Origin of the sequence: Petrotoga sp. HWHPT.55.6.3 (assembly GCF_002895495.1) — a bacterium.
Classification (GTDB): domain Bacteria; phylum Thermotogota; class Thermotogae; order Petrotogales; family Petrotogaceae; genus Petrotoga; species Petrotoga mobilis.
In genome coordinates this window covers 44,968-56,875 of the sequence record NZ_AZRJ01000025.1, presented here as the reverse complement: position 1 = coordinate 56,875, position 11,908 = coordinate 44,968, and the positions used below count along the sequence as shown (strand labels likewise).

Sequence of the window (11,908 nt, the reverse complement as noted above, 5' to 3'; positions counted from 1 at the left end):
AACGGACAAACCAAACGTAAGGATAAAAAACGCAGAAGAGTTGCTAAAGATTATAAATAAAGATATATTATTGAAATTACCGGAAGAAGAACAAGAGAAATTTAATAAACACAGAAACGCATTCATAGAACTGTTCGGAAAGAGGACAGATTACGAAGAGATAAAAGAAAGGTTCGAAGAGCTAAAAGAAATGGAGGTGCCAAAAATGTTTAACACATTAGAAGAGATAGCAAAAAGAGACAGAGAAAAAGCTAAATTGGAAGGTAAAGCGGAAGGAAAAATAGAAGGAAAACTTGAAGAAAGAAAAGAATTAATCATAGAAATTCTAAACCAAAGGTTTGGAGAAGATTTTGATAAAAGTTTAGAAGAAAAGATCAGAAATGCAAATGAAGAAACTATAAACCAAATAAAGAAAAATATTCTAAGTATTACATTAGAAGAACTGAAAGAAATATTGAAATAATAGTAGTAAGCAAAACACAATCTGATATTTTTGGATGTGTTACAGAGCGAAGCCCTTTCCCACTTTCTTAAAGAGTAGGGAAGCGAGGAGATAAAACTTCTCTTTTCTTTATGGGGTCGGGCAGGGGGTCGAAGGGTGCTATATCTTAAGTTCTAGAGTCTTCAAATTTTCTATTTGCTTTTTGAAAAGAAGGGGGTAGCTTGTAATGCTTAAGGTGATGGGAGCCTACAAATTAGGCAAAGATTCGGGCTTAATTCTATACCACGATACAAAAGAAAAACTCTATTATACTTACCTATACTCCATGGGTTTAATGTTATATGGAGACTCCATAAAACAATCTCTTGATGAAACAAAGCAAGTTTTAAGCGAATACCAAGAATTTATAGAAAAAGGCAAGTTAAACCCTGCAACTCTATTAAAAGAAGAAAAATTAACTAAAACTATTCAATTATATTGGGGCTTATTAAAAGCAAAAATTTTTTCACATTTTAACAATAAAAAGAATTCTTCCCATTTCTTATTACACCATTAATGCTAATCCTTCAGGTAAATTAACCTAGTCCACGAAGCAAGCCAACTCACTAAAAGTTTCTACACAGATTTTGAAGACATCTTTTGAAGTAGGTCTATCAATTAATTCCTTTAAAGATAAATTAATGAAGCACATAAAAAAGTTGTACAAAACAAAGATAAAAGAACAAGATGGATACATATACATTCTGATGAAACACAAAAGCTACATTGAAGGGAAAGTAGGGAAGGGGTGAAATAATAATGACGATAGCTGAAAAGTTGAGAAACGAAGGTAAATTAGAAGGTGAAAGAGAAGGGAAACTTGAATTTGCAATTAGAATATTAAGCAAAAGATTTGGTGACCAATTAACCGAAGAGATAAAAGATAAGATAAGAAAAACGGATGAAAAAACGATAGATTACATAGGAGACAACTTGTTAGAAATAACCATAGAAGAACTAAAAGAGTTATTAAAATAATAGTAGTAAGTAAAACACTATCTGATATTTTTGGATAGGTAACAGGGCAAAAACCTTTTCCATTTCCTCATAAGTGAGTTGCGGAGTGAAATGGAAAAAGGCCTTCTTTCCGCATGGAGGGGCGGACACACTTTGCCTAATCGGATACACTTTTCGTTTGGCAAGAACGGCTGACTTAATTATTAATCAGATTTTATTATGTGTGGCTCATAGTAGTTCTCATTATATAAAAATATTTTATCGAAATTATTTTCTCCTTTAGTATATGAATTAAGTATTTCCCTTACATTTTCGATGTCGCCAGCTAGAAAATTCAGATCTTTAGATGACTCACATGATGTGATTATTAATAAATATATTTTATCAACTTTCTCTCTGTAAAGGGGGATTTTTTCAATTTTTTTATTTATTATTTCGGGTAATTCCTTTTTATAATAATTAATCGAAACATAATTCCCTACTCCTTCACGTATTTTAAGTTCCTCACTATAAAGTTTTACTATTGGTTCACCTACTAAATATTTACATATTAAAGAATTTTTATTTGATTCACAAAACTCTTCAAATGAGGAATATTCCCCTTTTCTTCTTACTATTATATATTTTATATATTCTTCAGTAAAGTCTTTAATAAATTGGCTATCTTTTATTTCGTTTCTTTTGTTTTTTTGGTTTCTTTTGGTTTTTTGGTTTCTTTTGGTTTTTTGGTTTCTTTTGCTTATATCAGAAGCTAAGCTATCAGAGAAAAAAAGCCAAATATCTATTTTAATATCTTCTTCCTCTAAGTATTTTTTTATGTTTTCACAAATCTCATCTTGTAAATTTTCGCTTGCCTTCCTACTTTCATGAATAGTTTCTGTTATCTCTATCCCAATTTTTTGATTATCAAATTTAACTATGAAATCAGGAGATTCACTACATTCTAATTGATAATTTTCAGGAAAAAGATACTCATGAAAAATTTTATAATAATCACAGATAAAATGTTTTAATGATTTAAGTTCCTTTTTTTTCTTATCGTTTATTTTTATCACCCCCGCTTTTTGCACAGCTTTCGATACTTTTAAGTGTTTTAGAAAGTATCCTAACAATTGGTCCAACAGCTGGTGCACTTACTAAACGAAAACTATACCTCCCTCTCAGACAAATCCTATATAAGGCTCTTATAAAACAAATAAATTTCACCTTTTTAGCATTTTCTTACTTAATAAATACTTTCTCTTCAGCATTTGCTATAGCTATTGATACCGAGTTTCTCTTCTATCTTCCTTGCTTGATAGGTGAAGGAGGAATAACTTCCTTTGTATCCTCCTTCACAGATGAGTTCATATATACGCCTTTTGGTTAACTTTTGGTTCTTAGGTTGGTTTGAATTGTATTCTAACAAGTGTTTGATACGTTTTTCAAAATCACCATTTACTGGTTTATCTCTCTCAACGTTCATATGATACTTCTGTTCTGGGTTCTTGATAGCTCTTTTAACCGTCGCTCTGTGTATCCCCATTTCTTTTGCTATCGCTCTTTGACCTTTGTGTTTGTTAAAATACAAAAATCTTATATATTTGTATTGTACTGTCTCTATCATCTTTCATTTCCCCCTGTACAATTTTTTTTTGACCAAATTCATTATACAGGATTTGTGTGATGGGGTGGTACACTTTTCGAGAAAAAGCTAATAATCTAAAAATCAGAAAGATAGATAAATTTGTGAACGGGTTAAAAAGAGATATGCAAGCGGTTAAAAATGCTATCATATATAAATACAACAATGGGCTAGCAGAAGGTTCTGTGAAAAAACTGAAAGTTATTAAAAGGATAATATATGGAAGGAAACAAATTTGAGATGTTGAGACAGAAAGTTCTTTTTCTTGAGAATAAAGGAGAGGATTCAACAATCAGTGGAAAGAGCCAGTATTCGGTTAGCCATAGCAGTAATGATTAAAAAATCAAAAAGCAGACGATTTAAATAATAAAGATCGTCTGCTGCTTAGTTCAAATCATAAAATCATTCGTACGAGGTCAATTCCCAAATTACACCTTTATTACAAGAATTGATTGGTGGAAATGTTTCATCAGTTTTTAAATGAATTTTCGGTTCTCTTCCAAAAAATGTGGGTAGAAAAAATGAAATATAAACAAATGATTAAATAATCTGGAATCAATTGGGGACTATTTTTCTTTATTGTCCGTGGTAAACTTAATTTAACTCCAGCTTAATTACCCATTATTTTCGTGAGGGAACCTTTTCAAATTATAATTAACATATTTTTTGTAGCTAAAAGATGAAATAATTTTATATTATTTTGTTATAATTACTATGGGGGTGTGATCAAAATGGCAAAAATAATGCAAAATATGTTTAGAACAACCCAAAATATTTTTGATTTCAAAGGGATTCCCGCATCTAATGAACGTTATGGAATACATCAATATCCAGCCATGCTTCACTATATGTTGGTAAGAAGTTTATTGAAAAAATATGATGGTGTTGTATATGATCCCTTTTGTGGGAGCGGTGTTGTTATTACAGAAGCTATAAAACAAAATAGAAAAGTATACGGTACAGATATTAATCCTTTAGCTTTATTAATTGCTAAGGTGAGAAGTTCAAATTATGATGTTGATCAATTACAAAACACTTTTCAACAGCTTAAAGATAATTATAATAATTTACGACCTGAAATTCCAGCTGTGAAAAATCTAGAATATTGGTTTAAACCTCAAGTAATTAATGATCTGGGGAAAATTAGAACATTTATAACTCAAATTACTGATGACAAAATTAGAGAATTTTTCTTAGTGGTATTCTCTGAAACAGTTAGAAAAGTATCGAATAATAAAAGTGGTGAATTCAAAAGGTTTAGATTAAACGACGAAAAATTAAAAGTATATAAACCAGATGCGTTAAATACATTTGTTCAATTATTTAAAGAATATGTTGAGATAGTACAAAAATACAAAATACCCGATGGACAGTTTTATTTATACCTACATGACACAAGGAAACCTATGCCATTTGATGAAAAAATAGATTTAGTTATAACGTCGCCGCCTTATGGTGATAGCCGTACAACTGTCGCTTATGGACAATTCTCAAGTTTTTCTCTTGATTGGATAAAAGGCTTAAACCCATTTGGAGACGCCGATTTATCTTTAGACAAAGAAAGTTTAGGTGGTAAAAAAGTTGATTATATCTCGTTACCATCTAAAAAGTTAAATACTGTATTAGAAAAGATCCAAAGTAAAACCCCAGTAAGGGCTAAAGAAGTTTATAGTTTCTTTTATGATTTGTATTTAAGTTCCGAACAAATAGTTAATATTTTAAGTGAGCACGCAACTGTTTGTTTTATTGTAGGGAATAGGAGAGTAGCTGATATAGAGATTCCAATGGACTATATAACCGCTGAATTATTTACTTCGTTGGGATTGGAATGTACAGATATTTTAGTAAGAGAAATTAGTAATAAGAGAATGCCATTATTGAACTCTCCTACTAATATACAGGGATTTAAGTCTTCAACTATGAGAAAGGAATACATAGTTGTTTGCAGGAGGTGACAAATGACACAGACAGAATTAAAAAAGAAATTAGATGATATAAAAAACATGGGATACGTACCATCATTAAGGAAAGGACCTACAGGGATTGGGTTTACTTTGGAATCCCTTTTAGGATTGACGGAAACAAATATACCTGTGCCTGATCTTGGTGGGAGGATAGAAATCAAAGCTGCAAGAAGAGACTCGAACTCTCTTATTACATTGTTTACATTTAACAGAGGTGTTTGGCAAATACGTACGATCGATTTTATAGAACAGTATGGATATATTGATAAGAACGGAAGAAAATCAATATATTGTACGGTATCGAGTGATAGTTATAACAATCAAGGATTGATAATTAAAGTACGAAAAGATAATCAATCTCTAGAGTTGTTGGATAAAAGAAATAAGTTATTAGCTTTGTGGAGTATTTATAGTTTAGTCGGAAAATTTTTAAATAAATTAGGGATGGTATTATTTGTATTAGCTGATACTAAAAAGGTAGATAAAATAGAGCAATTTCATTTCAATGAGGCTTATATGCTGTATAATCCATTAACAGATAATTTTATAGATGCATTAGAAAAATCAATAGTCAAAATAGATTTCAGAATGCATATTAAAGAAAATAATACTATAAGAAATCATGGTACAGGGATACGGATTAAAGAAATTGATTTACCTTTACTATATGGGAATAAAAAACAATTAATTTGAGCATAACTGTTAAAAGTAGTTGTGGTGGAAATCAGTTTTTTTAAAATATACAATATTTCTTGTTTCTCTTCCAAAAAGTGCAGGTAGAAAAATGAAATATGAACAAATGATTAAATAATCTGGTATCAATTGGGGACTATTTTTCTTTATTGCCGTTGGTAAACTCAATTTAACTCCAGCTTAATTACCCACTATTTTCGTGATAGAACCATACTTAATATACCAAATTCCAAAAGTGGTAACCCCATATGAGGAATTCATAGTGAAACTAAAACTACAGGGAAAAATGAGGAAAATAAAGGATTAGAAAGAAGCAAAGTAAAAGCGTAAGACTAAAATACTGATAAACAAAGGAAAAGAAAGGCATGTAGTGACACTTTTGAAAAACAGAGAAAGTAAAAAACGCTTTTTTGCAATTATTCATGCCTGTTTTAGAATTCTTACGTTTTTGTAACTGTCAAACTCAGGAAAAACCTACTCTCATTTTCAACATTTTTCTATTTTTAAAATGTCTATTTATCCTTTTTATCGATACTATATGAAGCTAATTGTATTAAGACCAAGAGTAGTAGTTGAGCGTTTTCTTTCGTAAAATCTTCTAATGACAAAAGTCCGTGAGCAATCTCATTTCGATAATTGTCTCCTCTAATATCACTAAGAAATATCTCAATAAATTTCAAAAAGTCTTTATCTATCCCTTCTATTTGAGATAAAGTTGCTAAAATATCAGAAAGCACTCTTTTACGCTTCTCATTATTTTTATAAGAAAATGTTGATAAACCAAGTTTCCCCAGTAAATCCCTCAGTACCCCTTCAATTTGAAATACTAAAATGTGAATAGCAGCTACATATTCTTTCTTTTCGTAAGCCCGAAGACCGTGTTGAATAATTTCTATTCTCTTGTCATCTATTATTTCAGATGATGATAAATATTGAGTCAAAGAATCAATATATTTTGGATGTTCTTTTTCAAGTAATGTAAATATTTCACTTAATAACATAGAAGCGATTATTCGGTATCTCATTTGAAAATTTAGTATCGTTTCATATTCCAATTTTTCACCTTCTTCAGAAATATGTTTAACAGAAATATTTCCTTTCATTAGTGATAATGGAGCAATATGGTGAAAAACAGATTGCTTTGCCAGCTCGATTGCTTCCTGTTGCGCTTTCTCATATGAAGGAATAAGGTTCATATCTAAACCCATTATTTTGAATATTTCTATTGTCTCACGTCCTTCATACATTCTTAAATATTCATCTGTTTCCTCTCTTGGTAGTCTTACCTTTGCAGTTATTGTTTCATATTCTGTTTTCAATGCAGCCTCATTCGTTTCTTGTATTTTGACTTTTAATTCCTGCACTTTTTCAGGAAAATTACCTAAATCCATATATGCTTGCAGTGCTTTTTCATAAAAGCTTGTAGCAACCATGTCCCCGTTGGGATAATTCACTTTTTTCCACTCAGCTTCTTCGATAAAAGACTCAGCAATTCTGATTTTTATTTTTTGGCGTTCATCTTCATTTTTTCTAATTTGCCATATTTTTACTAATAGCTCCAAAAAACTTCGCTGTAAATGAAAACTATCTGGAATATTTAGAACATAATCAGTAATAGCAGCTTCTATTATTGAAATAAGATATTCGTAATCTATTTGATCTCCTATCTTTCTTTCCCAATTCAAAATTGACTCAATTATTTCAAGCAAATATCGGAATCTTCTTTTTTCTACCAATTGTTTTATGAATTCGTAATGCTTTTTCAAACTTTTATCTATTAAGCTCTGGTCTTTTATCATTGAAGCGATTGCGATGGCTCTACCCAGGGAGTCAGCGAGTTCATGATCCCATTCGTTAGTAAAATAAATTGGACAACAATCAAGATAGGCACTTACAGCCAAACGAGCATAATCAACATCTCTATCAAGTTCCCATATAACATCACTATATCTAGCTTTTAATATGGGATTATTAGTAACATTCGCCCTGTTTTTATAGTACTCAATAGCTTCTTTGGGGAAATGCTTTTCTAAATCAGGATATTTCCATTCTTCTCCATTATCAGTAGTTCCACTCATCAGAGAATCAAATCTTTTTTCTGGAGAGTTATGTGTAGAAAGATCGAAAATCAATATTTCTTTCCTTAAATCTTCAGCTTTATCTTTCTCACCACTTTTCTCATATTTTTCAAATGCAACTTTATAAATATTAGAACGATTCCAACGAAAGTCAGAAGTGTTCGTTTCAGACAAATTGATTAATTCTTCAGGATCTAATTTTCTCATCTCTGATTCTATCATTTTATAAACCTCCTTTAGTTTGGCAACCTAAACAATATTCCATTTGTTTTCCTTTTCTACATGCTTGTATTCCTATCGCTCTTTGACTTTTGTGTTTGTTAAAATACAAAAATCGTAAAATTCTTTGTTCAAATCGTCTGCTTTTTAATTTTTTAATCATTGCTTTTATCTATATTTTTTATTCTTTCTAATTCTTTATCATGTTCGTCTCTTAGAAAATATCTATCTTCCCCTATCATTGCTAGTCTATTATATAGCACTTCAAAAGAATTATTTGGATTATGTATAAATAGGCTATATGTATTATCCAACTCAGGTAAATATGTTTCTTCATTTTCTACTATTCTATAAAGAATATCATGATCGATAATTTTTAAAGATTTGTATGGATGATATTTTTTCAGTTTTCTAACTTCACCATGATATTCTCTAGAAAATAAAGTATTATCTGAAATTAAATATAACAAACTCGCCGATGTCATAAAAAAGTCTTTTGCACTATAATTTTTTGGCAAAATAAAAAAATCAATCCTAGAAAAAACATCTTTTTTACATTAATTATATTGTCTTTGGGTATTCCCTCTTGAATTTTTTGAAATTTTATTGAATTATCAAAAAAATTTTTAGGAATGTACAAGCTACAAATTGGAAATGGAAACAATTTATCGCTTTTAATTTTACCTTCATGTCTTATTCCTGAATCTTTTTGATTTTTTTGGTTTTTGAGATTTATAACTGGCATTTTTATATTTCCATTTTGATTATAGCTAAATCCATGCCAAGATACCTTATATATCGATTTTTCGAATTTTTCTTTGTGATTATCTTTTTGATAATACAAATTATCAAAAGGATGATTTTTGATTCCATCCATCATTATATCTAATTCCCCGTCATAAGAATCATATTTGTCTTTATCTGGTTCTTTAATTTTTAATCGAAAAAGTATTTTATTATCTCTAACAACATAAATTTTATTATGGTCAGAATTCTTCATTGAAAATACCATATCAGCATCCATATTATCACCACTAATAACTAATTCCATGTTCCTGTAGATAAACCATTTTTGTTATCTATAGTGCATTCTATGCAAATTGATTGATGTTTATATTTTATTGGGTTAAACCTTATACCATTAGAATTTGCAAAATTTAAAGGACCAATACTTGATTGTCCTTTCAAGGCCGTATGAGAAGGAAACGCCCTAGAAGAGGTCTAAGGATTAAGGCGGATTCTCAAACAATACTAAAGTGGGGGGGAAATATGATCCCGCATTAGATTATACTATATGGTAATGAAAAGATTGGGTATAAATTCAATCTTAATAATCAGTTTTTAGTGGAAAAAAGTTCCTCTATAATACCTATCTAAAGATTAATTAAAAACTCAATCAAATAATTATCAATCTACAATAACTATAAAAAAACCGATATTTCGAAGAGACATTTGAATATTTTACCTTCTTTTAAATTTTTCAACTGTTCTCCAAAAAAGTACAAGTATCCAATAAAAGTATCCTATAGCTATTTTAATAACATTTTTCCTATTTTTTTAATCATAACTCTCATATCCTTTCTCAAAAAAATTTTATCTCTCTACTACATAATTAACAACAAATTTTCTCCTTACATTGCACCTTCACTTACTAATCTAAACATAGATCAAAAATCCACAGAATTTGCCAATCTTTGTTCCACAGTCGAAAACATAAAGACTCAACCAATAAAAAAGACGCCTTATACAGACGCCTTGTATATTTCCCAACAATCTAATATTTTATCTAAAAAATAACTAAATCATTTGTTCATATAGTATTCCATTAGTATTTCTGCAACCTCGGCTCTTGTGAACTCTTTTGGTGGTTTTTCTCCTTTTGAAAGCATCTCCCTTACCTTTGTTCCACTGAGGAACACATGGTCTTCTTTTCCGTGTGGACATGTTTTTGCCGTTGCCATGTTTTCACATTTTTTGCAATAAAATGCATGTTCAAATTTTAGCGGTACTATCCCTATCTCTTCGGGTTTAAACTGGTCAAATATCTCTTGAGCTTCATAAGTTCCATAGTAATCTCCAACACCTGCATGGTCTCTTCCTACAATAAAATGTGTACATCCATAATTCTTTCTACATATCGCATGAAAGATCGCTTCTTTTGGTCCTGCGTATCTCATGTTAACAGGAAACACCCCTAAAAATACCCTTTCTTTTGGGTAATACTTGTCCAGTATAACTTCGTAGGATTTCATCCTCACATCGGAGGGGATGTCTTCATCTTTGGTTTTCCCCACCAACGGGTTTAAGAACAAACCATCGACGATTTCAAGCGCTGTTTTTTGTAAATACTCGTGTGCCCTGTGTATGGGATTTCTCGTTTGAAAGGCTACTATCGTTTTCCAACCTTTTTCAGAGAATATCTTTCTTGTATCTTTTGGGTCGAATCTGAACTCTTGAAAGTTTTCATGCTCTATTCTGTTGAGTAAGGTAATCTCCCCACCTAATGCTATTTCTCCTTGCTCGTAGAGAAACTTCACCCCAGGGTGGGCTTTGTCTTGCGTTTTGTAAACCTTCAACGCCTCTTCTTCTTTCCTTCTTTCGTACTTTTCTTGAAGATGTAGTATAGCGTACTCTTTTGAATCTTCTTGGTTCTTTATCAATACATCTTCTCCCACTTTTAATTCGTCCGCAATCTCTTTTTTTACCGATAAAATTATTGGAATAGACCATACCGTTCCGTTAGATAACCTCATGTTGTTTAAAACAGAATCGTAATCTTCTTTTGTCATAAACCCTTCTAAGGGGCTGAATAGACCAGTCGCAATGTTTTCTAACTCAGATAGATCAAAATAAGTTACGCTTATACTTTTCAACTCTTTCGACTTATTTAACCATTCTTTCTTTTCTTCTTCAGTAGCTATTTTGTTGACCAATTTCCCACCATGTGGCTCAATCATTTTTCAGACCTCCATAGGTTTTATTCATAAAACTGTTTTAGCGCCCTTCCCCCGCTCCCCACCCGATTTATTCAAATGATATCATTGTTTTTTAAATATTCAATAACCTTTTCAACCGATTCTTCTACGCTTTCTACATCAGTGTTCAAAATTAATTCGGGATTCTCTGGTTCTTCGTAGGGAGCTGAAATCCCTGTAAAATTTTTTATTTCTCCTTTAATAGCTTTTTCGTACATACCCTTTGGGTCTCTGTTTTTTAATTCATCAATTGGGCATTTTACGTATATCTCTATAAATTCTCCATCTTTTACTAACTCTCTTACCCTCTGCCTGTCTTTTTTGTATGGAGAAATGAATGCTGTCATTGTAATTATCCCAAGATCTGCAAATAATTTTGCAACCTCGCCTATCCTTCTAATATTTTCCTCTCTATCTTCTGGAGAAAATCCTAAATCACCATTTAAACCATGTCTGATGTTATCTCCATCTAAAACATACGACAACTTTCCCATTTTTAACAATCTTTCTTCCAAATCATGTGCTATAGTAGATTTTCCAGATCCAGATAACCCCGTAAACCAAAGGATTACTCCCTTTTGTCCTAAAAGTTTTTCTCTGTCTTCTTTTTTTACCTTTCCAGCATGCCATACTACATTTTCACTCTTTTTTCTTTCCACTTTTATACCTCCCAAAAGCTTACTGTCTTTAAAAACTTTAAAGCTTGTTTTAGCGCCCTTCCCCCGCTCCCCACCCTTAAGGATAAAAGAGTATGGCTTTGGCCCGCTGCCCACCCTTAAGGATAAAAGGGTCTTTGCCCTTTCACCCCGCAGCCCGCCCCATAGTTTGGGGGAGGACTCCGCCCTGTAACCCTTTTAAAATCATAATTTTATTGTTGAAAATTATCTAAATTTCTAAAATGTCTAAGTTAAAATTCA

The 11,908-nt window shown here is 31.2% G+C and carries 12 protein-coding genes and 1 pseudogene; 6 read left to right on the top strand and 7 right to left on the bottom strand.

Annotation, left to right across the window (positions count from 1 at the left end; all coding sequences use genetic code 11):
- The 3 genes and pseudogenes from X926_RS07800 to X926_RS07790 all read left to right on the top strand — a co-directional run.
- Positions 1-463, top strand: a pseudogene (locus X926_RS07800) (hypothetical protein); the annotation flags it as partial.
- Between the two features lie 205 nt (positions 464-668).
- The gene (locus tag X926_RS07795; protein WP_103065656.1) at positions 669-998 is read left to right on the top strand and encodes a hypothetical protein; all 330 of its coding nucleotides are present in this window, start codon (positions 669-671) and stop codon (positions 996-998) included.
- Between the two features lie 242 nt (positions 999-1,240).
- On the top strand, positions 1,241-1,459 hold the full coding sequence (locus X926_RS07790) for a DUF4351 domain-containing protein (protein WP_233186712.1): 219 nt from the start codon (positions 1,241-1,243) through the stop codon (positions 1,457-1,459).
- Between the two features lie 182 nt (positions 1,460-1,641).
- Here X926_RS07790 and X926_RS07785 read toward each other — a convergent pair whose 3' ends face one another.
- Both X926_RS07785 and X926_RS07780 read right to left on the bottom strand, forming a co-directional pair.
- The gene (locus X926_RS07785) at positions 1,642-2,559 is read right to left on the bottom strand and encodes a hypothetical protein (protein ID WP_103065655.1); all 918 of its coding nucleotides are present in this window, start codon (positions 2,557-2,559) and stop codon (positions 1,642-1,644) included.
- A 122-nt stretch (positions 2,560-2,681) separates the two neighbouring features.
- Entirely contained in the window at positions 2,682-3,044 is a 363-nt protein-coding gene (locus X926_RS07780) for a hypothetical protein (RefSeq protein ID WP_103065654.1), read from the bottom strand.
- Positions 3,045-3,103: 59 nt separating this feature from the next.
- On the opposite strand from X926_RS07780, the gene X926_RS07775 reads away from it, so the two are divergent.
- From X926_RS07775 to X926_RS07765, 3 genes are all read left to right on the top strand, one after another.
- Complete coding sequence (locus X926_RS07775) at positions 3,104-3,301, top strand: transposase (RefSeq protein WP_103065653.1); 198 nt, start codon at positions 3,104-3,106, stop codon at positions 3,299-3,301.
- 492 nt (positions 3,302-3,793) lie between these two features.
- Entirely contained in the window at positions 3,794-5,017 is a 1,224-nt protein-coding gene (locus X926_RS07770; protein WP_103065652.1) for a DNA methyltransferase, read from the top strand.
- A 3-nt stretch (positions 5,018-5,020) separates the two neighbouring features.
- The gene (locus tag X926_RS07765; protein ID WP_103065651.1) at positions 5,021-5,719 is read left to right on the top strand and encodes an MvaI/BcnI family restriction endonuclease; all 699 of its coding nucleotides are present in this window, start codon (positions 5,021-5,023) and stop codon (positions 5,717-5,719) included.
- A gap of 512 nt (positions 5,720-6,231) precedes the next feature.
- On the opposite strand, the gene X926_RS07760 is transcribed toward X926_RS07765, so the two are convergent.
- From X926_RS07760 to cysC, 5 genes are all read right to left on the bottom strand, one after another.
- Positions 6,232-8,019: a DUF4209 domain-containing protein gene (locus tag X926_RS07760; RefSeq protein WP_103065650.1), complete on the bottom strand. Its 1,788-nt coding sequence runs from the start codon at positions 8,017-8,019 to the stop codon at positions 6,232-6,234.
- Positions 8,020-8,171: 152 nt separating this feature from the next.
- On the bottom strand, positions 8,172-8,501 hold the full coding sequence (locus X926_RS07755; RefSeq protein WP_103065649.1) for a hypothetical protein: 330 nt from the start codon (positions 8,499-8,501) through the stop codon (positions 8,172-8,174).
- Positions 8,498-9,040 carry a hypothetical protein gene (locus tag X926_RS07750; protein ID WP_103065648.1) on the bottom strand — a complete coding sequence of 181 codons (543 nt, stop codon included), beginning with the start codon at positions 9,038-9,040 and terminating at the stop codon, positions 8,498-8,500. The genes X926_RS07755 and X926_RS07750 overlap by 4 nt, the downstream gene beginning before the upstream one ends.
- Positions 9,041-9,818: 778 nt before the next feature.
- Positions 9,819-10,973 (bottom strand): sulfate adenylyltransferase, encoded by a 1,155-nt coding sequence (gene sat, locus X926_RS07740; RefSeq protein WP_103065646.1) that lies wholly within the window; start codon positions 10,971-10,973, stop codon positions 9,819-9,821.
- A gap of 71 nt (positions 10,974-11,044) precedes the next feature.
- The gene (cysC, locus tag X926_RS07735; protein ID WP_103065645.1) at positions 11,045-11,650 is read right to left on the bottom strand and encodes an adenylyl-sulfate kinase; all 606 of its coding nucleotides are present in this window, start codon (positions 11,648-11,650) and stop codon (positions 11,045-11,047) included.
- Between the last annotated feature and the right edge of the window lie 258 nt (positions 11,651-11,908).